We start from the raw sequence: 25,000 nt of genomic DNA on the forward strand, positions 1-25,000 counted from the left end.
CGCAGGCAACACCCGCGGGCTCAGTTGCGCGCCTCGACCGCGTGCACCGCATCGAGAATCACCTTTGCCACATCCTGCGGCCGCGACTGCTGCGGCACGTGGCTCGTCGGCAGTGTCGTCACCTTGGCGCCAATCTTCCTGGCCATGGCGCGTTCCAGATCCGGCTGGATCATGCGGTCGTGCGCGCTGACGATGAACCACGACGGCTTGCTCTGCCATGCCGCCACCGTGGTGCGCTCGCCAAATGCCGTGGCCTTGATGGGACCTTGCGTAGCGGCCATCACGCGTGCCTGCGCGGCGGGCACATCCTGCGCAAAGTCGCTCGCCAGCGCCGCGGCGGGCAGTGACAGATAGCCGTTGGCGTCGGCGACGAGCTTGCCGATGCCCGGCGCGGGCGCGTAGTCCTTGCCCACCTCTTCCGTCGACTGGCCGGCGTCCGGCGCAAATGCCGCCACGTACACCAGGCCCGCAACCTTGCTGTCCGCACCGGCTTCGGTGATGACCGTGCCGCCCCATGAGTGCCCCACCAGAACGACCTTGCCCGGCTGGTTGCCGATGGCGCGGCGCGTGGCGGCCACGTCGTCGGCCAGCGAGTTCAGCCCGTTCTGCACCGCCTGCACCTTCACGCCCTTGGCCTGCAGCAGCGGAATCACCTTGGCCCAGTCGGACCCATCGGCAAAGGCGCCGTGCACGATCACGACGGAAGGTTGATCGGCGTCGGCTGCCGTGGCGGCCAACAGGGGCGCACTGGCGGCCATGCCAAGTGCCAGCGCTGCGATGGAGACGGCTTTGCGGTTGAACATGTCGGGTCCTTGTTGTCTGTTCGGTTCTTATTGGGATGGGGTGTTCGCGAGGCCGCTGCTTCAGGCGTGCGCGCCGTCGTAGTACGGGTTCGCGCTGCGGGCACCGTCGGTGTAGATGTCGGTGGAGCGCGCACCGTCCGTATAGACGTCGGACGAACGCGCGCCCTCGGTGTAGGCATCCACCGCGCTCTGCACGGCACGGGCGCCTTCGGTGTACGGGTCGCGGGCGCCGACGGATGAAGCGGCTTGCGCACCGGCAGCGGCCACAGCGAGGGCAACAACAGCAAGGGTCTTGGCGAGATTGCGGGTCATGATCGTTTTCCTTTTGAACAGTTGGGTTGGGATTGCGGCCCGCCGGTGCCTTGCTTGGCATCAGGCCGGCGTCGTGGCCACGGAATGCATTTAAGGCGCCTCACGTATCCGCCACGTAGCGATGTGCTGCCCGTTTTGTCTGGACGTGTACCGGAGCTGCCGCCGGATACAAACGCATACAAAACCCGCTGCATCGACGCCCGTTGCTACAAAGCAATACAAATCGGCGGCATCGTGAAACCGACCGGATACATCGCGGGCGCCCAATGCTGGAAACGAGGAGAGCAAGACCCCGCCTCGTCATCCATCCTTGATCACTGGAGCCCTCATGCAACCGAATCGATTGACCGCAACCTTGCTCGTACTCGCAGGCGCGCTAAGTGCGCACAACGCATTTGCGCAAGCCGCCGGCGTGCATCGGACCGACCTCGTCCATCACGACCTGAGCACGCCTGGCCGCGAGACCCTGCAAGTGCGTGTGGATTTTGACGAGCGTGCGTTTGCCCCCGCACATGTCCACCCTGGCGAGGAAATCGCGCACGTCCTGCAAGGCACGATCGAATACCGGCTGGAGGGCCAGCCGCCCGTGACGCTGCAAGCCGGCGATTCGCTGTTCATTCCGGCAGGCGTTGCGCACTCGGCAAGAAACGTCGGCAGCGGCAAGGCATCGGAACTGGCGACGTATGTCGTGAAGTCCGGTGAGCCGCTGGTCACGCTTGTTCACTAATCCGCTGCTCCATCCACCTCACAAGAGAGAATCCCATGTCGAACCCCGTCAACCTCCGCCGTCGCCGCCTTCTGGGCACCACCATCGCCAGCATTGGTGTGCTGGATCTCGGGCTGGCCGAACTTGTGCACGCGCAACCGGCACCGTCCTCCAATGCAGGCACGCTGTTGGCCGGGCAGGCCAACCCGTTCGGCACGCTGCAACAGATCGATGCCGGCGTGCTCAACATCGGCTACGCAGACCTGGGCCCGAAGAACGGCCCCGTGATGATCCTGCTGCACGGCTGGCCATATGACATCTACAGCTATGCAGAAGTCGCGCCCGCGCTGGCAGCGGCCGGCTATCGCGTGCTGGTGCCGTACCTGCGCGGCTATGGCACCACGCGCATCCGCTCGGCAGACACGCCCCGCAACGGGCAGCAGGCTGCGCTGGCCGCCGACATCATCGCGTTCATGGACGCGTTGAAGATCAAGCAGGCGCACTTTGGCGGATACGACTGGGGCGCGCGCACGGCGGACATCATCGCGGCCCTGTGGCCGGAGCGCTGCAAGACGCTGGTATCTGTCAGCGGCTACCTGATCGGCAGCCAGGAGGCGAACCGCAAGCCGTTGCCGCCGGCCGCGGAATTTGCGTGGTGGTACCAGTTCTATTTCACGACGGAGCGTGGCGCGCAGGGTTACGCCGCCAACTGTAAGGAATTCAACCGCCTGATCTGGAAGCTCGCGTCGCCCACGTGGAAGTTTGACGACGCCACGTACGACCGCAGCGCCACCGCATTCGACAACCCCGATCACGTCGCCGTCGTCATCCATAACTATCGATGGCGCCTGGGGCTGGCGCAGGGTGAATCGAAGTACGACGTGCTGGAACAGCGCCTGGCCACCGCGCCTGCCATCACGGTGCCCACCATCACCATGGAGGGCGATGCCAACGGCGCACCGCACCCGGAGCCGTCAGCCTATGCGAAGAAGTTCACGGGCAAGTACCAGCACCGGAACATCGGTGGCGGCATCGGGCACAACCTGCCGCAGGAAGCGCCGAAAGCGTTCGTACAGGCCATGCTGGACGTGGTGCACCTCTGAACCGGCTAGCCTGGCGGCGCTTCTGGCTCACAACGCCGACAGCAACCCTTCGGGTAATCCGCGCGTCAGGGCCAGCAGCGTCATCACGGCCGGCATGGCTGCCGCGGCCATCACCGTCTGCGCCGCGGTGATGCCCGCCATGAGCGGCGCGTCACCGCCCAGCTGGCGCGCCATGATGTACGACGAAGACGCCGTGGGCAGCGCCTGGAACAGCAGCGCCACGATCAATGCAGCATCGGTCAGGCCCAATGCGTGGCCAACGGCCAGCGTCAACGCGGGCATGGCCAGAAACTTGATGATTGACGACACGACCACCGGCTGCGCCCACGAACGCACGCCGCTGAAGTTCAGCGCAGCGCCCACACACAATAGCCCCAGCGGCATCGATGCCAGGCCGAGCGCCCGCACCGCCGGCTCGATCGCCCCAGGCATCTGCAGCCCCAAGGCCTGCATGGCAATGCCCAGCGTGCAGGCCACCACCGGCGGATTCGTCACGATCTGGCGCACCAGCGCACGGCCGGTGAGCCGCACCGAGCCATAGCGGGCGAAGACCAGCACGCACAGCAGATTGACTGTTGGCACGATCGCCGCGTTGCATACCGCAGCCAGCGCAATCCCCTTGGCCCCGAAGAGGCCCGTGGCGAGCGACACGCCTACGTAGTTGTTGAACCGCACCGCGCCCTGAAACACCGACGTGAACGCCGCACCGTCCACCTGCATCCATGGCCGGGCCAGCATCAGTGCGACCGCCACCAGCAATGTCGCACCGATCAACGTCAGCACCAGCGGCAGCACGGGCAAAGACTGCATGTGTGCCGTGGCCAGACCATGCATGAATAGCGACGGCAACAGGACGTAGTAGCAAAGCCGCTCGGCCTGCGGCCAGAAGCTTTCGGCTAGGAAGGCGGAGCGCTTGAGCCATTGCCCGAGCGCAACCAGGAGGGCAACAGGCGCGAGCGCGAGCAGGATGGCGGCGGTCACGGCCGTGCTCCCCCACCGTGGCGTACCCGCAATGTGGATGAGAGGCAGAGGAACGTGCGGAACGACATGAGGTGCTCGAAGAAAATCAGGAACACCACCAAGCTATCACGCGGTCGCAGCAGCAATAATTGTTATTTATCTGGCAATCAATGAGAAATTCTCATTGCAGAAGCGACGACGGCGTCGGCCAATGCCTGGGTAAAGCGCTGCGAAGCCCGCGATTGGTGTTCAAGCAGCACCACTGCCCGATGCAATTGCGGTTGCCCGAATGGCAGACGGGTAACAGGCGGCAATTGCGTCAGCTCCGAATCGGAAAGGGCCACCACGGCGGCACCCAATCCGCTGGCCACCATGCGCACGATCGTGTCCTTGTTGTCGAGCACCATCTCTTCGCGCACCTTCACGCCCAGGCGCCGCAGCTCCGAGGCAATCATGCGGCCGGCCCAGGCTTGCGCATCAAAGCGGATAAACGGCAGCTCGGTCAGCAGCGCACGCGCATCACGCTCGGCGTATTGCGCGGGAGCGAGCAGCCAGAAGCGGTCTTCATAGAGCGTCGACCACACCAGTTCCGCCGGATGCGGCCGCACGGGGTGCGACGTGATTGCGGCGTCCAGTTCGCCATCGGCTACACGCTGTGCAAGCTCGGCCGACATGCCGGCGGCCACGTGCACGCGCAGGCCGGGATGCGCCGTCCGCAGGGCCAGCAGCGCATTGGGCAGCGGCCCCGATAGCGCGGTCTGAATGGCGCCAATGCGCAACCGCCCGACCAGCGCACGCTCATCGCTCAGCGCGTCGGGAATGCGGTCATACAGCGCGAGGATCTGTTCAGCCTGGGCGAGCACGATGCGGCCAGCCTCTGTCAAAGCGGGCTCGCGGCGTGAGCGGTCGAACAGGCGGACGTTGAACTCCTCCTCCAGCGACTTGACCTGCAGGCTGACGGCCGACTGCGTGAGCCCGATCGCCTCGCCAGCACGCGCAAACGTGCGGTGGCGGGCGATGGCAACGAGCGTTCTCAAGGCGCGGAGAGACATGGCGGAAGCGAAGGCAGGTCAGGCAGATCAGGCAGATAGCGCATCGTACCTCTGGCCACACCGGCCCGCCTTCCAGGGCGGTGAGACAAACCGCCTACGCCAGCATGGCAGCCAGCGCAGGAGGCAACCCGTGGTTGGGCTTGTGCGGCGGACGCGCAAAGCTGCCTTCCGCTGCGCCGTTCGGGGCAAGCGCAATCAGGCTCTCGCAATGGCGGATGGCGCTGGAGACGCCATCCACAACGGGCACGGGAATGCGGTCCTTGAGTGTGCGCGCCAGCCCGGCAAGCGGTGCGCCGGCCACGATGATCACGTCTGCGCCGTCTTCACGCACTGCCTGCAGGCTCAGTTCTTCAAGGCGTGCCGCGTGGTCTTCCTGCACGCTGCCGATGTCGCGCAGCGGCTGCTGCAAAGAGCGCACGCTCGCCAGCCGCGACGCCAGCCCATTGGCGGCCACACACTCGCGGTACCACGCCTGGATACGGCTCGAAATCGCGATGATTGAAAAGCGCTGACCAAGCAGACAGGCGCTGGCCAGCGCCGCTTCGGTCATGCCGACCACCGGCACGTTGCAGAGCTCCTTGATGCCGGCCAGGCCGGGATCTCCGAACGCCGCCACGACCACGCCGTCGAATTGACCGGCGTGTTCGGCAACGACGCACGCGGTGGCATAGCCGCCCACCAGTGCCTCAAAGCGCGTTTCGATATAGGCCACGCCAAATGGCGCTGTCGCCATCGTGAGCGTGGTACCGGGTGAAACGGAGCGACGCGCCTCGGCATGAATCAACTCCGTCACGCTCTCGGAGATATTGGGATTGACGACCAGAATACGCATGATGAAATTTTGAGAACCCAACCAGAAACGTCAGACCAGGGACGGCGCACCCGCCGGCAGGAACTGCCCCCGCCCAGGGGCCGGTTCGAGGTACTTGCCGTTTTCGACCAGCATCTCGCCGCGCGAGAAGCAATGCACCGGCCAGCCCGTCACTTCAATGCCTTCATAGGGCGTGTAGTCCACCGCGTGATGCAACGCATCGTTGGTGATGCGCACGCGGCGCTCCGGATCCCACAGCGTGATGTCGGCATCGGCACCCACGGCAATCGTGCCCTTGCGCGGATACAAACCGTACAGACGTGCCGGGCGATACGACGTCAGTTCCACAAACTGATGCAGCGACAGCTTGCCCCGCGCGATGCCATCAAACAGCAACGGCAACCGCGTCTCGATACCGGGCACGCCGTTCGGAATATGGTCGAACGGTTGCGCCTGACCGCCAAGCTTCTTGCCTTCCGGGTCGTCATAGTTGAACGGGGCATGGTCGGAAGAGAACACGCTGAACACGCCCCCTGCAAGCGCGCGCCATACGGCCGCCTGGTTTTCCGGATCGCGCGGCGGCGGGCTGCAGACGCACTTGGCACCCTCGTAGCCATCGTCACCTTGCAGGCCCATGTCTTCGGCGGTCAGGTAGAGGTACTGCGGACACGTCTCGGCCAGGATCTGCAAGCCGCGGCTTTGCGCCCAGCGAATCTGCTCGATGGCCTCTTTGCCCGACACGTGCACGATCAGGATCGGCACGTCGACCAGCTCGGCAAAGGTGATGGCCCGGTGCGTGGCTTCACGCTCCACCGCTGCCGGACGCGACAGGCCGTGGAAGCGCGGCGAGATGCGGCCCTCGCCCACCAGCTTCTCGGTCAGCCACGAAATGCAGTCGGCGTTTTCCGCATGCACCATCACCAGTGCGTTGTTCTGCTTGGCCACGTCCAGCACGTCCAACATTTCGCGGTCGGACAGCTTCAGGTCGTCATAGGTCATGTAGACCTTGAACGAGGTGTAGCCCTGGCGGATCAGCTCCGGCAGTTCGTGCTGCAGCACTTCTGGCGTGGGGTCGGCCACGATCAGGTGGAAGCCATAGTCGGCCACCGCGCGGCCCTCGGCACGACGGTGGTAGTCGGCCACCGCCGCCTTGAGCGACCCGCCCTTCTCCTGCGCGGCAAACGGGATCACCGTTGTCGTGCCGCCGCAGATGGCCGCGCGCGTGCCGGTGAAGAAGTCGTCGGCCATGCGCATGCCGTCGGGCATGGGCTGGTCGAGGTGGCAATGGCCGTCGACGCCACCGGGCAGCGCCAGCAGGCCACTGGCATCCATCTCGCGCGCGCCGCGCGGCAAGCCGTGGCCGAGTACGGCGATGCGGCCATCGCGCACACCGATGTCGCAGGTAAAGCGATCAGATGCGGTGACCACATCCGCATTACGGATCACCAGGTCGAGTTCCGTGGACATGCTTGGCGCTCCCTCATTCCGTTAAGCAACGTCCGCGAACAGGCGACCCCAGCCGCGCAGCTCGCGCGTGTCGACGCCCGCCAGCCGCAGCGATTTCCACACGACGGTCGAGATGGTGTCGTACACCGGGATGCCCGTTTCCGCTTCCAGTGCTTCCACCAGATGCGCCGCGCGCAGGTTCGTACAGAACGTGGTGATGGCCGCCGGCTTTTTCTGCGCCACGTCGCGCACGAGGGTGCGGATGGTGTCTTCCTCCACATCGGCAAAGCTGTGGTTGACGTGCAAGTCCAGATGACGCTCCGCCACGCAGTTGAAGCCGTGGCGCGCGTAGTTCTGCACGATGCGCTGCTGCACGTCATCCAGGTACGGCGTAACGAGGGCGAAATCGCGTGCGCCGGTCTTGGCCAGAATCTCGTTGAGCGCCAGCACAGACGTGGTGGCCGGAATGCCGGTGGCTTCCGTGATCTGGCGGCACAGCGCCTCGTCTTTCTCAAAGCCGAGCCAGCCGGACGACGTGCCGTTCCAGGCGATCACGTCGACGTGCGCGTCGGCCAGCAGCTTGGCGGCGTTCAGGATCTTCTCCAGATCGAACTGCCCCAGCGCCTGGTCGCGCAGCGAGATTTCCGTCACGGTGAAGCGCGAGAAATGCGCGCTCACGTTGGGCAAGCCGCTCACCATGGCGCTGGTAATGGGTTCCAGCGCCGTGTTGGACGATGGCGTGAGCATGCCGAGCTTGATGCGTTTTGTCATGGGAGTCTTCTTCGTGGTTTGCGCGCCCCGGCGCGCAACAGCGGCATCGGGGCCTGCTTGTTATGTTGATGAGTACGGTTGCAGCTTGTTGCCGGAAATCAGAAGCAAACGCCGCGCCGCGTGCGTAGATTTCGTTGGCCTACTCGAGAGTGCATCGCACCTCAGACCGGCAGCTTCTTGCTGTAGTCGATCAGCAGTGTCGAGCAGATGAACAGGCCGGCGCCGGCGGCAGCAAACAGCATCAGCGCCATGTCGTACGAACCCGTCGCCTGCACGATCAAGCCGACGATGATCGGCATGCCGACGCCCGCGAAGTTCCCGCCCAGGTTCATCGTGCCGCCCAGGAAACCCACACGCTTGCGCGTTCCCAGGATCGACGGAATGCACCAGAACAGGCCGCACCAGCGCAGGAAGAACAGCGTGGTCGACAACAGTGCCACCACGACCACCGGATCCTTGAAGCGCGCCACCGTGTAGATGGCAATCGTGGCCAGCACCGAAGCGACGCCAAACAGCGTGCGCAGCACCCGGGCGCGTGATGCCCCGGTAGCCATCCACTTGTCGGCAATCCAGCCGCCCACCATCTCGCCCACAAAGCCGGAGAAGAACATGGTGAAGACCGCACCGCCCATCTCCTTGATGTCGAGCCCATGCACCTTCGACAGATAGGTCGGCATCCAGGTCAGCAGCCCGTAAAACAGGGCGTTGAAGCACATCCAGCCGAAGAACATGCCCCACACCGAGCGGTACTTGAAGAAGTCGAGCACGTTGCCGCTTACGGCGGCGGGCTCTGCAGCCTGGTCGGCAGCATGAGCCTCCTCGATGTAGGAGGCTTCAGCATCATTGACGGACGGATGCTCGCGCGGGTGGTTGCGGATGTACCACCACGCAAAGAGCCCCGCCACCATCGTCCCGATACCAGCCACCACGAACGACGTGCGCCACGAATTGAATTCGGCGATCAGCCCGGCGATGATCAGCGCGCCCAATGCCGCGCCCAGCGGCGCGCCGCCATCGAGCAGCGTGGCACCGCGGCCGCGTTCGTTCTGCGTCATCCAGATGGCGTTGAGCTTGCCGCCGGCGGGGTAGATGGGCGCCTCGGCGGCACCCAGGCCAAGACGCGTGATCAGCAGCGGAACCCAACCGGTACACAGCGCCGCAATGGATTGGAAGAAGCCCCAGCCCAGCGTGGCACCGGCAATCACCACGCGTGGCCCAAAGCGGTCGGCCAACATGCCGCCCGGAATCTGCATAAGCGCGTACGTCAGAAAGAACGAACTCAGCAGTAAGCCTTGCACCGCGGGGCCGATGTTGAACTCCTTAGCGATCAACGGCATCGCGACTGACAGCGATGCGCGGTCGACGTAGTTGATGGATATCAGCATCAACATCATCAAGAAAATCTTCCAGCGCACAGAGCTCTTCGTCTCCGTTAGCGCCATGGCCGGGGCCGGGCTTGCGGTTTCCATTACGCGTGTCTCCTGGTAGCTCCAGAAGTCGTTTCGGAAAACGGGCTTGGGCGGCCGGTCTTGACGCCGGCCCGCTCCAACTCCGCCCACCGAAACGACCTCCTGAGTCGATTTGATTGGTTTGTGTTGCGCAACGTGGCCGAGTATAGGATACGTAATCTGTAATTACAACATCTGTAAGCTATTGATTTTATTGACTCACAAAAGCACAATCTCGGTGTGTGATAGCCTTTTGTGGTGCATCTTCCCCATTCTGGTGACGTCTGTGACCCAACCGCTGCTTCAATCCCCTCGCCTGCGAACGCTCGGCATGTCGGCGGAAATCGCCTCGCGCCTGCGCACCCTCATCGAAGAAGGCGAACTGCCGCCCGGTGCCCGCATCGACGAGCGTGCTTTCAGTGAAATGTTCGATGTCTCGAAGACGCCGCTGCGTGAGGCGCTCAAGGTGCTGGTGGCCGAGGGGCTGGTGCTGCATCGGCAGTACATCGGGTATCGCGTTGCACCGCTCGATCTGGATGAACTGCGCGCGACCTTCGAAACGTTGCATGGGCTGGAATTCACGGCTGGAGAATTGGCGGCGGCGCGGCTGTCCGAGGTGGCTCTGGCGCGTCTGGAGCGCAAGCACCAGGCAATGCTTGAGGCCCATGCGGCGGGCAGACGCACCGAGTACTTCCGCATCAACCAGGAAATTCACCAGCTCATCATCGACGGCACGGCCAACCCCGTGCTGGCCGGCATTTATGCGACCTTGATGAGCAAGGTGCATCGCGCGCGCGGTGCGGCCAATGCCGACACGCTGCGCTGGCAGGAATCGCACGAAGAACACGAAGCCATCATGGCCGCCCTTCGGGAGCCAGGGCGCCCGCGCCTGGCACAGGTGCTGCGCCTGCACTCGGAGAACACCGCCAAGGAAGTGCTGAGCGTCGTGGCAAACAGCCTGGCCGAGGCCCGCGGCCCCGTCCGAACCACCAAGCAAGCCCCCAAGAAAGGCGCGCAATGAAACTCGTACGCGTGGGTGCGCCCGGCGCAGAACGTCCAGGCCTGATCGATACGCAAGGCCACGTGCGCGACCTGTCAGGCGTGGTTGGCGACCTGGGCCCGCAACAGTTGTCCGATGCCGCCCTCGCGCAATTGGCCGGCGTAGACATCGCCGCCTTACCCGTGGTGCAGGACACCCGGTTTGGCGTGCCATGGACGGGCATCGGCAAGATCATCGCGATCGGCCTGAACTATGCCGACCACGCAGCCGAGGCCGGCTTGCCGCCTCCTGCTGAGCCCATCCTCTTCCTCAAAGCCAACAGCGCATTGAACGGCCCCAACGATGCCGTCATGCTGCCGCGCGGCTCGGCAAAGACCGACTGGGAGGTTGAACTCGGTGTGGTGATCGGCAAGACGGCGAGCGATGTTTCCCGCGAAGAAGCGCTCTCACACGTTGCCGGCTATTGCGTGGTGAACGATGTGTCGGAGCGCGAGTTCCAGCTGGAGCGCGGCGGCACGTGGGACAAGGGCAAGGGCTGCGACACCTTCTGCCCCGTCGGCCCGTGGCTGGTCACACGCGACGAAGTGCCCGACCCGCAAGCGCTTGGCCTGTGGCTCGACGTCAATGGCGAACGTGCGCAGCGGGGCAACACAGCCACCATGGTATTTGGCGTGGCGCATCTGGTGAGCTACGTCAGCCGCTTCATGACGCTGCACCCCGGTGACCTGATTTGCACCGGCACGCCGCCCGGCGTCGGCATGGGCGCCAAGCCCCCGCGCTATCTCAAGGCCGGTGACACCATGCGCCTGGGCATCGACGGCCTTGGCGTGCAGACGCAGACGGTCGACGCCTACACCAAAGCCTGAACATGCGGCGCGGCGCGCTTAGNCCGCCACCAGCTTGCGCATGGCATCCACCAGCTTCGGATCGACCGCGCCCAGCGTATTGGTGCGCGCGTTGATGCGCCCTTCTGCGTCCAGCAGCAGGATCGTGCTTGAGTGGTTGAAATCGCCATCTGCCAGGCGCCGGTATTGCACGCCCAGCAGCGCCGCCACCTCGCGCGTGCCGCTGGCGTTTGCGCGGGCGACTTGCCAGCGGTCGTCGGCGCCATGCGCGTTGGCCGTCTTCTTGAGCGCCGCAACGGAATCGCGCTCCGGATCGACCGTCACCATCAGCACCCGCACGCCGTCGTGCGCGGGCTTACCGCCCTTGGCCAGCGTCGCACGAATGGTCTCGAAGATCATCGGGCAGACCATCTGGCACGACGAATAGAACATGCTTACCAGCACCGGCTCGCCGCGCAGGTCTGCCAGGTGAAAGACGCGGCCGTTCTGGTCGGTCAACGGCACGTCAGATTGATACAGCGAGCCCGAAGCGACGGGCCCGGCGGCAAGCGCGCCTGCGGCAGCCCCCGCCAGCACACATGCCACGAAGGCACGGCAAAGTTGCTTAAGAAGCGTCATGGACGTTCTCCATTGAGGGATCGGGCGCAGCGAAAGCCAAGGCTTCCCGTGGCATCGGCGCCTTCGAGTGATGACAGCAACGCCACGCGCATCAGCACGGCGTAGCTGTCGCGGCGCACGATGCTGATGGCACCGGCGCCGCAAAACTTCTGCTTGTCGGGGTCGCCCTGCGTGCGGCTGTCCCCGGCAATGAACAGCGCGTTGAAATCGTCGACCCATTCCCAGATCAGGCCGTGCAGATCGCGCACGCCATGGACATCCGCTGGGCCGCCAACGGGCGGCAACACACGCGTGGCGGGACGTTCGTACCAGCCGAGAATGCGTTGCGCCCATTGCGGGTCGTCGCGGGCGTCTGCGCGGGTGGCGTCGGCCGCAGCGGCGGATTCCCACTCGAGCCACGTCGGCAGCCGCGCGCCTTCGCTTTCGCAATAGGCACGGGCGGCAAACCAGGTCACGCCAGTCACCGGCGCTTGCGGCGACGCCTGCGGATCGGCATGCGTCGCATCGGCCCAGTCGGCAAGGTAGGCCTTGCCGGCAAAGACCTGCGGCACACGGCCACGCTGCCAGGCCTCGTGGCGTTGCACGAAGGTCTGGAATTCGCCAATGGTGACGGGCGTGGAGCGCAACTCAAACGGCTCGATGCGCACCCGCTGCGGCTGCCCCGGTGCGTTCTGGGGCAGCACGCTATCGAAGTCGCCGCCGGGCAACCGCACATAGGTGGCGCCCTGCGCAGCGGCGCCGGCCAGCGCCATCAACATGGCAGCAAGGTGCAAGGTCAGGCGGGACATGGTCGTGCGGATCCGGTCAATGTTCGGCCACAGCCTTGGCGGGCGCCGGCTGGGCACGCACCTTCTTGACCTCGTCTGCGCTCACGCGGCCGCCGGGGTTGTCCCAGCTGTTGAGTACGTAGGTCAGGATGTTGGCGACCTCGTCGTCATTGAGCTGCGTCATCGGCGGCATGACGGAGTCATATTCCTGTCCGTTGACCTTGATCTTGCCGTTCAGGCCATGCAACACGATGTTCATGGCGCGCTTCGGATCTGCCGCCAGGAAATCCGACTTGGCCAGCGGCGGGAACACGCCCGGCAAGCCGGCGCCATTGCCCTGGTGGCACACCGAGCAGGTACCCGCAAACAGCGCGCGGCCTGCCTGCACCTGATCCTGCACGGTCAGCGTGCCGCTTACCGATGCCTGGGTCGCCTTCGTGACAGCGCTCATATTGGGTGCCGCACGATCGCCCAGGTACACCGAATCCAGCTCCTTGCCAGAGTAGACGAGCTTGTTCTCCGGGCCATCCACCTTGAGGATCGCCATGGCGCCCTTGTTGAAGGCGCGGAAGATCGAGTGGTCGACCAGCACATAGCTGCCGGGCACGCGCGCGGTGAACTTCACAACCGCCGCACCACCCGCCGGGATCAACGTGGTCTGCACGTTCTTCTGCACGTTGGTGCCGCCCTCGTAGCGCACCTGGTCGAAGATGGCGCCGATCACGTGGAAGCTTGAGACCAGGTTCGGCCCGCCGTTGCCAACAAAGATGCGCACCGTTTCACCCACCTTGGCGTGCAGCGCCTTGTCACCGGTGAGCGCACCTTCGGCACCGTTGAACAGGACGTAGCTCGGGCGTTCGTCAATGGCCTTCTCCATGTCGAACGGCTGCAGGCCCTTCTCGCGGTACTTGCCGGCGGTGTAGAAATCGCCCTGCATGACGTAGTACTCGTGATCCACCTTGGGCAGGCCTTCGGGCGGCTCGACCAGGATCAGGCCGTACATGCCGTTGGCGATATGCATGCCCACGGGCGCGGTGGCGCAGTGGTAGACGTAGATGCCCTCGTTGAGCGCCTTGAAGGTGAACTGCGATTCATGGCCCGGTGCGGTGAAGCTCGATGCAGCGCCGCCGCCCGGTCCGGTCACGCCGTGCAGGTCGATGTTGTGCGGCATCTTGCTGCTCGGGTGGTTCTTGAGGTGGAACTCCACCGTGTCGCCCTGCCGCACGCGGATGAAGCTGCCGGGAACGGTGCCGCCGAACGTCCAGAAGGTGTAGCTGACGCCTTCGGAGATCTGCATTTCCTTCTCGACCACTTCCAGCTCCACGATGACCTTGGCTGGATAGTTCCGGTGGACCGGCTGTGGCACAAGCGGCGGGCTCGTGAGGACGGCGTGGATCGGCTCGCCGCGTGGCGGTCCGAAGTCACCGGGCAATTTGGCGCTCGCGGCGCGGGCTGCAGTGCCCGCAAGCAGTGCGCCCAGCACCACAGAAATCAAGCCCGCGCGCATCAGGCTGCGGACGGTGTGAAGACGGCTCATTTTTTCCCCCGTGTATCGGTCTGGTGTCGTCCGCTCCACGTTAGGCCCCGGCGGCCATTAGGGCTTTGATACAGCGCAAACGAAAACCGGCCCCGACCGGCACTTCCACCGCACCGCGTGGCACGCAAGCCCAGTCGTGGCGTGATTTGCCACATCAAGATACCCATAAAACAAGCATCTGATATACATCAATAACGGCAGAGATTCCGCTCACTAATATAGTTGCATCCTTAATGCATCTTTTGATGCGACACCCACAGAGGGAATCCCCATGACACAGTCCGCCTCCACCATCCAGCTCGACCTCCGCGTGCTGGCGCCGCGCGAGCGCCATCCGCTGATCTTCTCCGCCTTCGGGGAACTCGGCATCGGCCAGAGCCTGGAGCTGATCAACGATCACGATCCGCGCCCGCTGCAGTCGCAGTTTCAAGTGGAGCGCCCGGGCCAGTTTTCCTGGGACTACCTTGAGCGCGGCCCCGCCACGTGGCGCGTCGCCATCACCAAGGTGGCGTCTGCGGCCAGCGCCGGCCACTGCTGTGGTGGTTGCGGTGGTGGCGCCTGAATTTCCGATTGCATCCTGCAAGGAACCTTGTCATGAAAAACAACCAAAGGCTGTGGCGGTGGCTCGGCCTGATCTTCATCCTGTCGTTCGGGGCATTGGGCTATCTGGGCCGGCAGATCTATCTGGCAGCGCCGCCGATCCCGCATGCCGTCGTCACTTCTGTGGGCGAGGTGCTCTTCACCGGCGAACAGATCCAGCGCGGGCAAGAGGCCTGGCTGGCAGCCGGGGGCCAGCAGCTTGGCACCGTCTGGGGCCACGGCAGCTACGTGGCGCCTGACTGGTCTGCCGATTGGCTGCACCGTGAAGCCACGGCGCTGCAAGCCATCCGCGCGCATCAGCAGTTCGATACCGACGCGCCGTTGACGACGGTGCAGCAAGCCGCCGTCGACGCCAGCGTGAAGGAGGAAATGCGCCGCAATACGTACGACGCAAATCGCGACATCCTGACCGTGTCGCGTGAGCGCGCAGAGGCCATCCGCGGCGTGGCGCAGCACTTCGAGGCCCTGTTCGGCACCGATCCGTCGCTCGCAACGCTGCGTGATCAATACGCCATGGCTACCGGCGTGCTGCCGGAAGCGGCCGACCGCGAAGCCCTGGCGGCATTCTTCTTCTGGACGTCGTGGGCCGCTGCGGCCGACCGCCCGGGCGAGACCGACATCTCGTATACGAGCAACTGGCCGCATGAACCCCTGGTGGGCAACACCATGACCGGCGGTGCCGCCATGTGGTCGATGGTCAGCATCGTGCTGCTGCTGGGCGGTATTGCCGCCATGCTGTGGCTGCACGGCAGCAGCAAGCACGAAGAGGAGGCTGCGCCGCTGCCGGCCGATCCGTTCCTCAACGTGGTTGCCACGCCGTCGATGAAGGCCACGCGCAAGTACTTCTTTGCCGTGATCGGCCTGATGCTGGTGCAGATCGGCATGGGCGCCATCACCGCGCACTATGCGGTGGAAGGTGAATCGTTCTTCGGGATTCCGCTGGCGCAGGTGCTGCCGTACGTGATCAGCCGGACCGTGCACACGCAGCTTGGCGTGCTGTGGATTGCCACGGCGTGGCTGGCCACGGGCCTCTACATTGCGCCGCTGCTGTCGGGCCGTGAACCGAAGTTCCAGAAGCTGGGCGTTGACCTGCTGTTCTGGGCGCTGATCTTTATCGTGGTGGGCTCCATCGCCACCGGCTGGCTCGGCACGCTGCAACATCGTGGTGCGGACTTCGGTTTCTGGGTCGGTAACCAGGGGCTGGAATACACCAGCATGGGCCGCGTGTGGCAAATCTTGCTGTTCGTCGGCCTGCTGTTCTGGGTCGTGCTGCTGGGCCGCGCACTGTGGCCGGCACTGAAGACGCCGTCGGAATCGCGCGGACTGATCGCCATGGTGTTCCTGTCGGCCACGTGCATCGGCGGCTTCTATTCGACCTCGCTGGTGTGGGGCCAACACACGCACTATTCGATGATCGAGTACTGGCGCTGGTGGCTCGTCCACCTGTGGGTGGAGGGCTTCTTTGAAGTGTTCGCCACCGCCGTCATCGCGCTCATCTTCACGCGCCTGGGCCTGATTCGCGCCAGCAGCGCCAACCGCGCCATCGTGGCCGAGACGATCGTGTTCCTGTTCGGCGGCATTCTGGGCACGCTGCATCACCTGTACTTCACGGGTACGCCCACGTCGATCATCTCGGTGGGTGCGGTGTTCTCTGCGCTGGAAGTGGTGCCGCTTACGCTGATCGGGCTCGAAGCGCTGCAGAACTATCGCCGCACGCAAGGCACGCCGTGGCTCAACGCCTACAAGTGGCCCGTGCTGTGCTTCGTGGCCGTAGGCTTCTGGAACACCGTCGGCGCCGGCCTGCTCGGCTTTGCCATCAACCCGCCGGCTTCGCTGTACTACGTACAAGGTCTGAACATGACGGCCGCCCACGGGCACGCCGCACTGTTCGGGGTGTACGGCATGCTCGGTATCGGCCTGATGTTGTTCTGCCTGCGCGGCCTGTATGCCCGCAGCCTGCATGCCGACCGCCTGCTCAAGCCCGCGTTCTGGGGCCTGAATATCGGCTTGGCCATGATGGTGTTCATGTCGCTGCTGCCGGCCGGTATCTACCAGGCCTGGGCCAGCGTCACCAAGGGCATGTGGTACGCCCGTTCGCCGGAGGTGGTGCACTCGAAAGTGATGGAAACGCTGGTCTGGCTGCGCGTGCCGGGTGACATCGTGTTCGCCATCGGCGCACTTGTGCTGGCCTGGTATGCGCTGCGGCTGCTGCGCCGTCCGAAGGCACAACAGACTGAGCCGCTGCCGGCTTCGGCTCGCGCCACCCGTTAATCCTTAACCCAAGCAGTTCCACCAAAACCCGCAGGGCCCGTGTCGATTCGACCGGGCCCTGCGGGTTTTCCTGTAATGCCAGCCGCTCGCAAGCTCCCTACAATGACAAATCATATAGATGAATAGTTGACCACTTCAGATACCTCATGCCCGCCGATCTCCGCCTGCCCCGCTATCAGCAATTGCGCGACGATCTGGCCGCGCAGATCGCCCAACAGCACTGGCGCCCGGGCGACGCCATCCCCACCGAAGCCGAGCTTGCCAAGACGTACAACGTGGCCGTCGGCACGGTCCGCAAAGCCGTCGACGTGTTGGTGGCCGAAGGCCTGCTCGAACGCTTCCAAGGCCGCGGCACCTTTGTGCGGCGCGCCAGCTTTGCCAGCTCCTTGTTCCGGTTCTTCCGTTTCCAGAGTGAAAGCGGCGAGCGACGCATTCCCGAGAGCCGCATTCTCAAGCGTGACGTGCTGGATGCACCGTCCGCACCGGCTGCGGGCCTGCAGATTGAAACGGGTTCACCGGTCATTCGCCTGACCCGGCTGCGCCTGCTGGATGGCGCGCCGATGCTGGCCGAAGAAATCTGGTTGCCGTACGACCGATTCGCCCCGCTCGCCACGCTGGAACTCGACGCGTTTGGCGACCTGCTGTATCCGCTGTACGAATCCCACTGCGGCCAGATCATCGCCAGCGCTGAAGAAACGCTTACCGCCGAGGCCGTCAACGCAACGTACGCGCGGCTGTTGCGCATCCAGCCCGGCGATCCGGTGATGGTCATCGAACGCGTTGCGCGCGGCTACGACCGGGTGCCGCTTGAATGGCGGCGCTCGCGCGGCGCGGCGGCGCACTTCCGGTACCACGTGGATATCCGGTAACGCCCTCCCACGCTGCCACCCGACCCGACAAAAACACACACAGGAGACAACATCATGCAGGCCAACTCATCGACCGCGCCGCCGCTGCTGGACGTGCGCGGCGTCACGCTGCAGTACAAGACGCGCCAGCATCTGGTGACGGCCACCTACCGCGTCGACTTTCAGGTCTACCCCGGCGAGCGCTACATCCTGCTGGGCCCATCGGGCTGCGGCAAATCGACATTGCTCAAGGCCATCGGCGGCTACCTCACGCCCACCGAAGGCGAGATCCGCCTGAAAGGCCAGCCCGTGACCAAGCCGGGCCCCGATCGCATGATGGTGTTCCAGGAGTTCGACCAGCTCCTGCCGTGGAAGACCGTGAAAGAGAACGTGCTGTTCCCGCTGCTCTCCACGGGCAAGCTGGGCGCGCGTGAGGCCGAAGAACGCGCCCTGCACTACATCAACAAGGTCAATCTCACCAAATTTGCCGACCACCACCCGCACATGCTGTCGGGCGGGATGAAGCAACGCGTGGCCATCGCACGCGGCATGGCCATGGAGCCCGACGTGCTGCTGATGGACGAGCCCTTCGCCGCGCTCGATGCGCTCACGCGCCGCAAGATGCAGGACGAGCTGCTGCAACTGTGGGATGAAACGCGCTTCACCGTGCTGTTCGTTACGCACTCGATTCCGGAGGCGATCCGCTGCGGCAGCCGCATCCTGATCCTTTCGCCGCATCCCGGACAGGTGCGCGCCGAGTTGCCGAGCCTTGCGCGCGGCGATGATGACCCCGAGCGCTTCAAGGCGCTGGAAGCCGAGATCCACGACATGCTGTTCGCCCGCACGGTGGAGGAAACCCATGCAGACTGAAACCCTTTCCATGCCAGCCACCACCGACATCAGCAACCGCGCGCCCGTCTACAGCACGCCCGTGGCGTTCGAGCGCATCGGCGTGGTGGAAAAACCGCTCTCCATTGCCGAGCGCCTGTACGAGCAGGCGTGGCTGCGCAAGCTCGTCATCCTCGTCGTGCTGGCACTCGTGTGGGAAGGCGGTGCACGCTGGCTCGACAACCCGCTGCTGATGCCGACCTTCTCCGATACGGTGCAGGCACTGTGGGCAGGGCTGGCCAGCGGCACACTGTTCGCTCGCATCGGCACGTCAATGCAAACGCTGCTGGCGGGCTACGCGCTTGGCCTGGCCCTGTCGTGCGCATTGGTGGTACTGGGCATCAGCAACCGGCTCGGGCAGGACTTCCTGGAAACGCTCACGGCCATGTTCAACCCGCTGCCCGCCATTGCGCTGCTGCCTATCGCACTCGTGTGGTTTGGTCTCGGCAACGGCAGCCTGATCTTCGTGATCGTGCATTCCGTGGTGTGGGCGGTGTCGCTCAACACGCATGCCGGCTTTCTGTCGGTATCGAACACGCTGCGCATGGTGGGCCGCAACTACGGGCTATCCGGCATGGGGTACCTGACCAAGATCCTGATCCCGGCCGCGTTCCCCTCCATCCTCACCGGCCTGAAGATCGGCTGGGCATTCGCATGGCGCACGTTGATTGCATCGGAACTGGTGTTTGGCGTGAGTTCCGGCCAGGGCGGCCTCGGCTGGTACATCTACGAGAACAAGAACCAGCTGCAGATTCCCGAAGTCTTTGCGGGTCTGTTGACGGTGATCATCATCGGCCTGCTGGTAGAGAACCTGGTATTCCGCACGCTGGAAGCCCGCACCGTCAAACGCTGGGGCATGCAGAACTAAGGGCGCGCTTGACTACCGAAACCGTCCAGGCGCTCACACTCGCCCCTCGACGGTTTGGCCGCACCCTGCCCTATGCGGCGCCTTGAATTTTTGTGAGCGGGCGGAAAAAGGAAGGAGGCTTGTCTGAGCGAAGCGAGTTTGCCTCCTTCCCCGCACGGTCACACAAATTCAAGGAGTCTTTCGCCGCATCTGGCGCGCCTTTCTTTGCTTACTTTCTTTGGCAAGACAAAGAAAGTGAGTCGCCCCCGGCAGGGGGTGAAACAGGGAATACACCACCAACAAACATAAAGACCAACAGAGCAACAAGGAGACAACACATGCACAAACCCCGCCGTAACGTCCTCCGCCTGACCATGGCCGCCACGCTGGCCGCATCGCTCCTGGGCGGCACCATCAGCACCGCCCACGCAGAAGCCACCGAAGTCCGCATCTCCCACGGCTACGGCATCCTCTACCTGCCCATCATGGTGATGGCCAGCGAGCACCTGCTGGAGAAGCAAGCCAAGGCCGCCGGCCTGGGCGACGTCAAGGTCAACTACCGCATCCTCGATGGCGGCAACGTCATCAACGACGCCATGCTCTCGGGCGCGCTGGACATCGCCTCGCTGGGCGTGCCGGGCTTCCTCACGCTGTGGGACAAGACCCGCGGCAGCGCGATGGAAGTGCGCGGGCTGTCGTCGCTCAGTTCGTCGTCGATGTACCTGATGACGCGCAACCCCAACGTAAAGACGCTGGCAGATTTCTCCGACAAGGACCGCATTGCCGTGCCCGGCATCAAAACCTCGCTGCCGGCCGTGGTGCTGCAGATGGCTGCCGCCAAGACCTTCGGCGACAAGCAATTCAACAAGCTTGACCCGATCACCGTGCCGCTGCCGCACCCCGACGCCACCGCCGTCATGCTGGCCGGCGGCAGCCAGATCAACAGCCACATGGCCTCGCCGCCGTTCTCGTACACCGAGGCCGCGGCCCCCGGCCTGCACCGCGTGTTCAACACGGTTGACGTGCTCGGCAACATCACGCTGGACATGACCTACACCAGCAAGAAGTTCTACGAGGCCAACCCGAAGCTGTCGGCGGCATTCGTGGCGGCGCTGGATGAAGCCAACGCCCTCATCGCCAAGGACAAGACCAAGGCCGCGCAGATCTACATTGCGCAATCGAAGGTGAAGAGTTCACCGGAAGACGTGAAGAAGATCCTGGACGATCCGGATTCGCGCTTCACGACCACGCCGGTGGGCGTCGCGCACTATGCTGAATTCATGCAGCGCGTGGGCACGCTCAAGAACAAGCCCGCGTCGTGGAAGGACGTCTTCTTCCCGACGGTGCAGAACCGGCAGGGTTCGTAACGCGAAACGCCTGAGCACATCGAGCAGCACGCAGCATCCGCACGGAGGTATTTTCATGGCACTACGCATCGTCCGGCTCGGCGAGCCGCGTCACCCCGGTGAGGGCTTGCGCATCGGCACCGTGCGGCGCCCACCGCGCGGCGTGCCGAAGGAAGAATTCGCCAGCCGCGATTTCTACGACGTGTGGATGCCGCTGCTCTCGCCCACGCCCGAACTGGTCAAGCAGGCGCAGGCCGCGCAAACCGCGCACGACGAGAAGGGCTGGCAAACCTTCGTACGCCACTTCCGCACCGAAATGCGCGACGGTGATGCAGCGCGCCTGCTCGACATGCTGGCCGCGCTATCGCACCAGACCAACCTGTCGGTCGGCTGCTATTGCGAGGATGAAGCGCATTGCCATCGGTCAGTACTGCGCGCGTTGTTGAAGGAGCGTGGCGCAAAGCTGGCCGACTGACGGAAGGCACGGTAACGAACCGCGTACCCCACGCGGGTGACGACGCGCCGCTGCGGCAAACCTATAACGAACGTACGCGCGACCACACTCTCATCGCGTCGTGCCGTCGTCATTCGTCATTCCAGGAGCACCGCCATGGGCCGCCGCTACATCGATTGCCGCGCCTTCCCCAGCGAGACCAACTGCTCGGTCGCCATCAGCGCCGACAGCGATGCCGAATTGCTGGAGGCGGCTGTGCAGCATGCCGTTTCCGTGCACAAGCACACCGATTCGCCCGAGTTGCGGGCGCAACTGCAAACCCTTTTCCAAGACGGCACCCCAGCCGTGGCGCCACCAAAGGTGGCCGCAGCCTGATTCGCGGCTACCGACGCGCAGACAGCGCCAGCATGAGCCGCACCACATCGCACTGGCTGTGCGTGTTGGTCTTGCGATAGACGTGCTTGAGGTGCGTGCGCACCGTGTCGAGTGAAATGCCCAGCGTGCGGGCAATGCAGGCTGGGTCAGAGCCGCTTGCGAGCAGATCGGCAACATCGGCTTCGCGGCGCGTCAGGTGGAATGCATCGGTCAACCACAGGCTGGCCGGCTGCGCAGGCGAGATGCCTGTGCGTGCAGCAACGCGTTGCCAGCACAACGCCAGTGCTTGCGCAAAGTGCGGCAGCAAGGCTTGTGGCGCCGCACCATGCTGCATGGGTTGCGGCACGCCCGACTTGCGGTAATCGAGCCACACCGCGCCGCGCACTTCGGCATCGACCACGGGCCAGGTCTCCACACCATCACCGCGCACCGCATGCAGCAGCACGTCGGCCGAGCATGCGCCGCGTGACGCCGCCCAGTGCCACCTCCCATCGACGCGCCATCGGATCAGGGCCGCTGCATGGTTTGCGCCGCACGCATCGCGCAGCACGTTCATCACGCCCGTAGCATCGCCCGCGCACGCCGCCACGTAGCACTGGCGCAGCACGGTTGCCGAGGCATGCGATGAGGCGACAGAAAGATGCGGCATGAAGGAATACGGGCGCCGCGGCTTGCGACCGCGGCGCCCGTCTTGGAAGGGGACTTCATTATAGGAAGCGCATCACCTCCCGCACTGCCCCTTTTGCCCTAAGCCCATCGGGGATCAGGCCAGCGCTCGGCGCGACATCAAGCGCGCGCGCACGTGGTCATACGCAAGGTTGAAGAAGAACGTGTACGGCAGAAACAGCAGCATGATGCCGATGTCGAGCACAAACGCTTCCCACAGACCCACGTCGAGCCACCAGGCAGCCAGCGGCACCAGCATCAAGACTAACCCGCCCTCGAACAGGCACGCATGCACCACCCGCAGGACCACGGTACGCGAGAGCTTGTAGCGACGCTCCACGCGCTCGAAGATGGTGTTGAACACCATGTTCCACACCATCGCCACCGCCGCAAACATGAGCGTCATCACGCCCATTTCGGCCAACGGCAGATCCATCAGCCAGCTAAACAGCGGGGCACAGATCAGCATGGCAACCAACTCGAACGTCAGCGCATGGACAAGGCGCTCGGCTGGCGTTTTTTGTATGACTTGCATTGCACTTACCTCCAAAGAACAGCGCCATTTTCATCGGTATTAGCCGCATGATCCAGTTCATTAGTATCGGTTTTTCCGATATATTGAGCGCTATCTCGCCGTCCGGAGTACTGAATGCGTCATTCGCCCGAAGCCTTGCTGGCCTTTGCCGAAGCCGCCACGCTCGGTTCCTTTTCCGCCGCAGCCCGCAAATTGGGCAAGCGGCAGTCCACGGTCAGCGAGGCGATCGCCAATCTTGAAATCGACCTGGGCCTGACGCTGTTCGACCGCAGCACGCGCCAGCCCACGTTGACCGAAGCGGGCCACGCGATGCTCACCCAGGTGCGCCGCGTGCTCGACGCCAGCGCGCAGATGGACCGACTGGCGGCGCAAATGGCCGGTGGCCTGGAGGCGCGCCTGACGCTCGTCGTGTCGGACACCTACCAGTCGGACCGGTATGAGCAGACGCTCGCCACGCTGGAGCAGCGTTACCCCGACCTCGAACTCGAATGCCTGATCGCCGAACACGAAGACGTGGTCGATATCATCCAGCTGGGCCGTGCCCAGATCGGCCTGGTAGCGGCGCAGGCAGCATATCCGGCCGATATCGGCTGGGCCACCATTGCAGAGCAATCGGAGATCGGGCTGTTCGTGGGGCTGCAGCACCCGCTCGCCCGATACGGTGAAGAGGAAGTGCCGCACGCCATACTGCGCGAGGCGCGCGAGCTACGGTTGAACACGTTCGTCGATCCGACGGGGCCGCGCACCGACGCGGTGCCCGTGCGCAGCCTGCGCCGCTGGTCTGCGCCGAGCTACCTGATGCTGCTGGAAATGGCCGTGCTGGGCTTCGGATGGACGGAGCTGCCGCGCTGGCTGGTGGATCACTTCGCCGCAGACCGGTTGCATGAAGTACATGCACGGGGCTGGCCGCGCCTCGTGCCGGTCGACGCCGTATGGTCACGCAATCGCACGCTGGGGCAGGCCGGCGCCTGGCTGCTGGAAACGATGCTGGCGGGCTAGGCGCTCAAGCGTTTTCGTCGAGCCGATCGATGATCAGGTGCGAAAGCTGCGCCGTCTGCTCCTTCGTCAGCGAAAACTCCATGCCGAACGACGGAAACGCAGATGCAGGCGCCCCCAGCGCGGGCGACCCGCTCGCCACGCGGCCCGTCAGGGAGAACGACTCCAGCTGACCATCCACGTAGGCACTGAAATCGACAGACAGCCTGTCGCCGGGCTGAAATGCCGCGCTGGCACTTTGCACAAGCGCGCCATTCAGGCAGATATCGCGGATCACCGCCACGCGATCTGCCGCTGAAGCCGCCTGCCCTTCGGGGCGCAAGCGGGCACCGATCCGGACCTGCACACGCTTGGCGCGGCGCAGCGGCATTTTCTGCATCTTGATCGGCGCAGACAGCACGAGGTACGGCGAAGGAAATTGCCCCACCGACACCACGCTGCACATCATGGTAACGACCGCGCGGCCGGAAAATCCGCGCAGCAAGAGGATGTCCCGAACCTCCGGGCGCAGCGTGCGCTTGCCGTCGGCCGGCTGCGTGACGAACACCGCCTCACCTTCGATGTAGCCGATCAGGCGGCACGGCAGCAGGCCGCGCATCGGTGCGGATTTCTCCTGCACCTGCAGGACGGTCCCCACGCTCAGACCGCTCGACGCGAGGCGGGGCTTGGCTTCACCGGGCGCCGCAGGTGCAGCAACCTCAACGCCCTCGCCTTCATCCAATGCCAGCACCGGGCCGTGATGAAACAGGAGGCGGACGTCTTCGGCATCCGGAACCACGGCGCCGGCGGGCAGCAGCAGGTGGCCCCCGCTATCGGCCAGTGGGAACGGCAGCGGCTGGCCGACCGGCACGTCTTCCTGGGTGAGTTGCCGCGTTTTTTGCAGGGTCATGGGGGCGAGGGATCTGTGCGTCTTGGTCGGGCATGTGCCTCGGCAGGCATGCCTTCCATTCTGCAACAATGGCGGCCAAACGGCGGGAGATCAACTCGCGCGAACC

27 protein-coding genes are annotated in these 25,000 nt (G+C 64.5%); 13 read left to right on the top strand and 14 right to left on the bottom strand.

Annotated features, from left to right (window positions below; genetic code table 11):
- Window positions 1–20: 20 nt before the first annotated feature.
- The gene (locus ACTJK4_RS18090; RefSeq protein WP_440077422.1) at window positions 21–803 is read right to left on the bottom strand and encodes an alpha/beta fold hydrolase; all 783 of its coding nucleotides are present in this window, start codon (window positions 801–803) and stop codon (window positions 21–23) included.
- 60 nt (window positions 804–863) lie between these two features.
- Complete coding sequence (locus tag ACTJK4_RS18095; RefSeq protein ID WP_027679343.1) at window positions 864–1,115, bottom strand: hypothetical protein; 252 nt, start codon at window positions 1,113–1,115, stop codon at window positions 864–866.
- A 328-nt stretch (window positions 1,116–1,443) separates the two neighbouring features.
- Here ACTJK4_RS18095 and ACTJK4_RS18100 point away from each other — a divergent pair, with 328 nt between their 5' ends.
- Window positions 1,444–1,842 carry a cupin domain-containing protein gene (locus ACTJK4_RS18100; RefSeq protein WP_440077423.1) on the top strand — a complete coding sequence of 133 codons (399 nt, stop codon included), beginning with the start codon at window positions 1,444–1,446 and terminating at the stop codon, window positions 1,840–1,842.
- Window positions 1,843–1,877: 35 nt separating this feature from the next.
- A complete protein-coding gene (locus ACTJK4_RS18105) occupies window positions 1,878–2,924 on the top strand; it encodes an alpha/beta fold hydrolase (protein WP_440077424.1) in 1,047 nt (348 codons plus the stop codon).
- Window positions 2,925–2,951: 27 nt separating this feature from the next.
- Here ACTJK4_RS18105 and ACTJK4_RS18110 read toward each other — a convergent pair whose 3' ends face one another.
- From ACTJK4_RS18110 to ACTJK4_RS18135, 6 genes are all read right to left on the bottom strand, one after another.
- Window positions 2,952–3,905: an AEC family transporter gene (locus ACTJK4_RS18110; protein WP_440077425.1), complete on the bottom strand. Its 954-nt coding sequence runs from the start codon at window positions 3,903–3,905 to the stop codon at window positions 2,952–2,954.
- 146 nt (window positions 3,906–4,051) lie between these two features.
- On the bottom strand, window positions 4,052–4,936 hold the full coding sequence (locus tag ACTJK4_RS18115) for a LysR family transcriptional regulator (RefSeq protein WP_440077426.1): 885 nt from the start codon (window positions 4,934–4,936) through the stop codon (window positions 4,052–4,054).
- Window positions 4,937–5,030: 94 nt separating this feature from the next.
- Entirely contained in the window at window positions 5,031–5,768 is a 738-nt protein-coding gene (locus tag ACTJK4_RS18120; RefSeq protein WP_260801385.1) for an aspartate/glutamate racemase family protein, read from the bottom strand.
- A gap of 30 nt (window positions 5,769–5,798) precedes the next feature.
- Window positions 5,799–7,214: a dihydropyrimidinase gene (gene hydA, locus ACTJK4_RS18125; protein WP_260801384.1), complete on the bottom strand. Its 1,416-nt coding sequence runs from the start codon at window positions 7,212–7,214 to the stop codon at window positions 5,799–5,801.
- A 21-nt stretch (window positions 7,215–7,235) separates the two neighbouring features.
- A complete protein-coding gene (locus tag ACTJK4_RS18130) occupies window positions 7,236–7,964 on the bottom strand; it encodes a maleate cis-trans isomerase family protein (RefSeq protein ID WP_414561705.1) in 729 nt (242 codons plus the stop codon).
- A 161-nt stretch (window positions 7,965–8,125) separates the two neighbouring features.
- Complete coding sequence (locus ACTJK4_RS18135; protein ID WP_260801383.1) at window positions 8,126–9,433, bottom strand: MFS transporter; 1,308 nt, start codon at window positions 9,431–9,433, stop codon at window positions 8,126–8,128.
- A 217-nt stretch (window positions 9,434–9,650) separates the two neighbouring features.
- Here ACTJK4_RS18135 and ACTJK4_RS18140 point away from each other — a divergent pair, with 217 nt between their 5' ends.
- Together ACTJK4_RS18140 and ACTJK4_RS18145 are read left to right on the top strand one after the other, a co-directional pair.
- Window positions 9,651–10,433: a GntR family transcriptional regulator gene (locus ACTJK4_RS18140; protein ID WP_440077427.1), complete on the top strand. Its 783-nt coding sequence runs from the start codon at window positions 9,651–9,653 to the stop codon at window positions 10,431–10,433.
- Entirely contained in the window at window positions 10,430–11,278 is an 849-nt protein-coding gene (locus ACTJK4_RS18145) for a fumarylacetoacetate hydrolase family protein (protein ID WP_440077428.1), read from the top strand. Before ACTJK4_RS18140 ends, ACTJK4_RS18145 begins: the two co-directional genes overlap by 4 nt.
- 18 nt (window positions 11,279–11,296) lie before the next feature.
- Here the strand turns inward: ACTJK4_RS18145 and ACTJK4_RS18150 are convergent, their stop codons facing one another.
- Genes ACTJK4_RS18150 through nirK form a run of 3 tightly spaced genes read right to left on the bottom strand, consistent with a single transcriptional unit; the run spans window position 11,297 to window position 14,179 of the window.
- On the bottom strand, window positions 11,297–11,875 hold the full coding sequence (locus ACTJK4_RS18150; RefSeq protein ID WP_440818590.1) for an SCO family protein: 579 nt from the start codon (window positions 11,873–11,875) through the stop codon (window positions 11,297–11,299).
- Complete coding sequence (locus ACTJK4_RS18155; RefSeq protein WP_373407699.1) at window positions 11,872–12,663, bottom strand: formylglycine-generating enzyme family protein; 792 nt, start codon at window positions 12,661–12,663, stop codon at window positions 11,872–11,874. The genes ACTJK4_RS18150 and ACTJK4_RS18155 overlap by 4 nt, the downstream gene beginning before the upstream one ends.
- A 16-nt stretch (window positions 12,664–12,679) precedes the next feature.
- The gene (nirK, locus tag ACTJK4_RS18160; protein WP_440077430.1) at window positions 12,680–14,179 is read right to left on the bottom strand and encodes a copper-containing nitrite reductase; all 1,500 of its coding nucleotides are present in this window, start codon (window positions 14,177–14,179) and stop codon (window positions 12,680–12,682) included.
- 271 nt (window positions 14,180–14,450) lie between these two features.
- Here nirK and ACTJK4_RS18165 point away from each other — a divergent pair, with 271 nt between their 5' ends.
- The 8 genes from ACTJK4_RS18165 to ACTJK4_RS18200 all read left to right on the top strand — a co-directional run bounded on the left by ACTJK4_RS18165 (window position 14,451) and on the right by ACTJK4_RS18200 (window position 21,808).
- On the top strand, window positions 14,451–14,741 hold the full coding sequence (locus ACTJK4_RS18165) for a DUF2249 domain-containing protein (RefSeq protein WP_024978368.1): 291 nt from the start codon (window positions 14,451–14,453) through the stop codon (window positions 14,739–14,741).
- Between the two features lie 32 nt (window positions 14,742–14,773).
- Window positions 14,774–17,050, top strand: a complete 2,277-nt coding sequence (locus ACTJK4_RS18170) for a nitric-oxide reductase large subunit (protein ID WP_260801379.1) — start codon at window positions 14,774–14,776, stop codon at window positions 17,048–17,050.
- A gap of 146 nt (window positions 17,051–17,196) precedes the next feature.
- Window positions 17,197–17,919 (top strand): GntR family transcriptional regulator, encoded by a 723-nt coding sequence (locus ACTJK4_RS18175; protein ID WP_024978366.1) that lies wholly within the window; start codon window positions 17,197–17,199, stop codon window positions 17,917–17,919.
- 54 nt (window positions 17,920–17,973) lie between these two features.
- Window positions 17,974–18,768: an ABC transporter ATP-binding protein gene (locus ACTJK4_RS18180; RefSeq protein ID WP_232039974.1), complete on the top strand. Its 795-nt coding sequence runs from the start codon at window positions 17,974–17,976 to the stop codon at window positions 18,766–18,768.
- Window positions 18,758–19,654, top strand: a complete 897-nt coding sequence (locus tag ACTJK4_RS18185) for an ABC transporter permease (RefSeq protein ID WP_024978364.1) — start codon at window positions 18,758–18,760, stop codon at window positions 19,652–19,654. Before ACTJK4_RS18180 ends, ACTJK4_RS18185 begins: the two co-directional genes overlap by 11 nt.
- 317 nt (window positions 19,655–19,971) lie before the next feature.
- Window positions 19,972–21,000, top strand: coding sequence for an ABC transporter substrate-binding protein (locus ACTJK4_RS18190; RefSeq protein ID WP_260801376.1), 1,029 nt, complete (start codon window positions 19,972–19,974; stop codon window positions 20,998–21,000).
- Window positions 21,001–21,055: 55 nt separating this feature from the next.
- Window positions 21,056–21,454 (top strand): DUF488 domain-containing protein, encoded by a 399-nt coding sequence (locus tag ACTJK4_RS18195; RefSeq protein ID WP_440818591.1) that lies wholly within the window; start codon window positions 21,056–21,058, stop codon window positions 21,452–21,454.
- Between the two features lie 135 nt (window positions 21,455–21,589).
- Window positions 21,590–21,808, top strand: a complete 219-nt coding sequence (locus ACTJK4_RS18200; protein WP_322017817.1) for a DUF1059 domain-containing protein — start codon at window positions 21,590–21,592, stop codon at window positions 21,806–21,808.
- A gap of 7 nt (window positions 21,809–21,815) precedes the next feature.
- Here the strand turns inward: ACTJK4_RS18200 and ACTJK4_RS18205 are convergent, their stop codons facing one another.
- Together ACTJK4_RS18205 and ACTJK4_RS18210 are read right to left on the bottom strand one after the other, a co-directional pair.
- A complete protein-coding gene (locus tag ACTJK4_RS18205) occupies window positions 21,816–22,457 on the bottom strand; it encodes a response regulator transcription factor (protein ID WP_440077432.1) in 642 nt (213 codons plus the stop codon).
- A 114-nt stretch (window positions 22,458–22,571) separates the two neighbouring features.
- On the bottom strand, window positions 22,572–23,009 hold the full coding sequence (locus ACTJK4_RS18210) for a multidrug/biocide efflux PACE transporter (protein WP_322017819.1): 438 nt from the start codon (window positions 23,007–23,009) through the stop codon (window positions 22,572–22,574).
- 114 nt (window positions 23,010–23,123) lie between these two features.
- On the opposite strand from ACTJK4_RS18210, the gene ACTJK4_RS18215 reads away from it, so the two are divergent.
- The gene (locus ACTJK4_RS18215) at window positions 23,124–24,008 is read left to right on the top strand and encodes a LysR family transcriptional regulator (RefSeq protein ID WP_316869584.1); all 885 of its coding nucleotides are present in this window, start codon (window positions 23,124–23,126) and stop codon (window positions 24,006–24,008) included.
- Between the two features lie 4 nt (window positions 24,009–24,012).
- Here the strand turns inward: ACTJK4_RS18215 and ACTJK4_RS18220 are convergent, their stop codons facing one another.
- Window positions 24,013–24,894: a flagellar brake protein gene (locus tag ACTJK4_RS18220; RefSeq protein WP_232039980.1), complete on the bottom strand. Its 882-nt coding sequence runs from the start codon at window positions 24,892–24,894 to the stop codon at window positions 24,013–24,015.
- Window positions 24,895–25,000 lie beyond the last annotated feature (106 nt).

The sequence above is a fragment of the Ralstonia sp. 22111 genome, from assembly GCF_052045895.1.
Taxonomy (GTDB): Bacteria; Pseudomonadota; Gammaproteobacteria; order Burkholderiales; family Burkholderiaceae; genus Ralstonia; species Ralstonia wenshanensis.

What these genes read in the sequence shown, in the direction of transcription:
- ACTJK4_RS18105 (WP_440077424.1), top strand. Translation starts at nt 1,878, where the DNA reads ATGTCGAACCCCGTCAACCTCCGCCGTCGCCGCCTTCTGGGCACCACC.
- ACTJK4_RS18145 (WP_440077428.1), top strand. Translation starts at nt 10,430, where the DNA reads ATGAAACTCGTACGCGTGGGTGCGCCCGGCGCAGAACGTCCAGGCCTG.
- ACTJK4_RS18195 (WP_440818591.1), top strand. Translation starts at nt 21,056, where the DNA reads ATGGCACTACGCATCGTCCGGCTCGGCGAGCCGCGTCACCCCGGTGAG.
- ACTJK4_RS18220 (WP_232039980.1), bottom strand. Translation starts at nt 24,894, where the DNA reads ATGACCCTGCAAAAAACGCGGCAACTCACCCAGGAAGACGTGCCGGTC.
- ACTJK4_RS18185 (WP_024978364.1), top strand. Translation starts at nt 18,758, where the DNA reads ATGCAGACTGAAACCCTTTCCATGCCAGCCACCACCGACATCAGCAAC.
- ACTJK4_RS18100 (WP_440077423.1), top strand. Translation starts at nt 1,444, where the DNA reads ATGCAACCGAATCGATTGACCGCAACCTTGCTCGTACTCGCAGGCGCG.
- ACTJK4_RS18120 (WP_260801385.1), bottom strand. Translation starts at nt 5,768, where the DNA reads ATGCGTATTCTGGTCGTCAATCCCAATATCTCCGAGAGCGTGACGGAG.
- ACTJK4_RS18115 (WP_440077426.1), bottom strand. Translation starts at nt 4,936, where the DNA reads ATGTCTCTCCGCGCCTTGAGAACGCTCGTTGCCATCGCCCGCCACCGC.
- ACTJK4_RS18095 (WP_027679343.1), bottom strand. Translation starts at nt 1,115, where the DNA reads ATGACCCGCAATCTCGCCAAGACCCTTGCTGTTGTTGCCCTCGCTGTG.
- ACTJK4_RS18215 (WP_316869584.1), top strand. Translation starts at nt 23,124, where the DNA reads ATGCGTCATTCGCCCGAAGCCTTGCTGGCCTTTGCCGAAGCCGCCACG.
- ACTJK4_RS18135 (WP_260801383.1), bottom strand. Translation starts at nt 9,433, where the DNA reads ATGGAAACCGCAAGCCCGGCCCCGGCCATGGCGCTAACGGAGACGAAG.
- ACTJK4_RS18170 (WP_260801379.1), top strand. Translation starts at nt 14,774, where the DNA reads ATGAAAAACAACCAAAGGCTGTGGCGGTGGCTCGGCCTGATCTTCATC.
- ACTJK4_RS18175 (WP_024978366.1), top strand. Translation starts at nt 17,197, where the DNA reads ATGCCCGCCGATCTCCGCCTGCCCCGCTATCAGCAATTGCGCGACGAT.
- hydA (WP_260801384.1), bottom strand. Translation starts at nt 7,214, where the DNA reads ATGTCCACGGAACTCGACCTGGTGATCCGTAATGCGGATGTGGTCACC.
- ACTJK4_RS18155 (WP_373407699.1), bottom strand. Translation starts at nt 12,663, where the DNA reads ATGTCCCGCCTGACCTTGCACCTTGCTGCCATGTTGATGGCGCTGGCC.
- ACTJK4_RS18200 (WP_322017817.1), top strand. Translation starts at nt 21,590, where the DNA reads ATGGGCCGCCGCTACATCGATTGCCGCGCCTTCCCCAGCGAGACCAAC.
- ACTJK4_RS18210 (WP_322017819.1), bottom strand. Translation starts at nt 23,009, where the DNA reads ATGCAAGTCATACAAAAAACGCCAGCCGAGCGCCTTGTCCATGCGCTG.
- ACTJK4_RS18130 (WP_414561705.1), bottom strand. Translation starts at nt 7,964, where the DNA reads ATGACAAAACGCATCAAGCTCGGCATGCTCACGCCATCGTCCAACACG.
- ACTJK4_RS18190 (WP_260801376.1), top strand. Translation starts at nt 19,972, where the DNA reads ATGCACAAACCCCGCCGTAACGTCCTCCGCCTGACCATGGCCGCCACG.
- ACTJK4_RS18090 (WP_440077422.1), bottom strand. Translation starts at nt 803, where the DNA reads ATGTTCAACCGCAAAGCCGTCTCCATCGCAGCGCTGGCACTTGGCATG.
- ACTJK4_RS18180 (WP_232039974.1), top strand. Translation starts at nt 17,974, where the DNA reads ATGCAGGCCAACTCATCGACCGCGCCGCCGCTGCTGGACGTGCGCGGC.
- ACTJK4_RS18165 (WP_024978368.1), top strand. Translation starts at nt 14,451, where the DNA reads ATGACACAGTCCGCCTCCACCATCCAGCTCGACCTCCGCGTGCTGGCG.
- ACTJK4_RS18205 (WP_440077432.1), bottom strand. Translation starts at nt 22,457, where the DNA reads ATGCCGCATCTTTCTGTCGCCTCATCGCATGCCTCGGCAACCGTGCTG.
- nirK (WP_440077430.1), bottom strand. Translation starts at nt 14,179, where the DNA reads ATGAGCCGTCTTCACACCGTCCGCAGCCTGATGCGCGCGGGCTTGATT.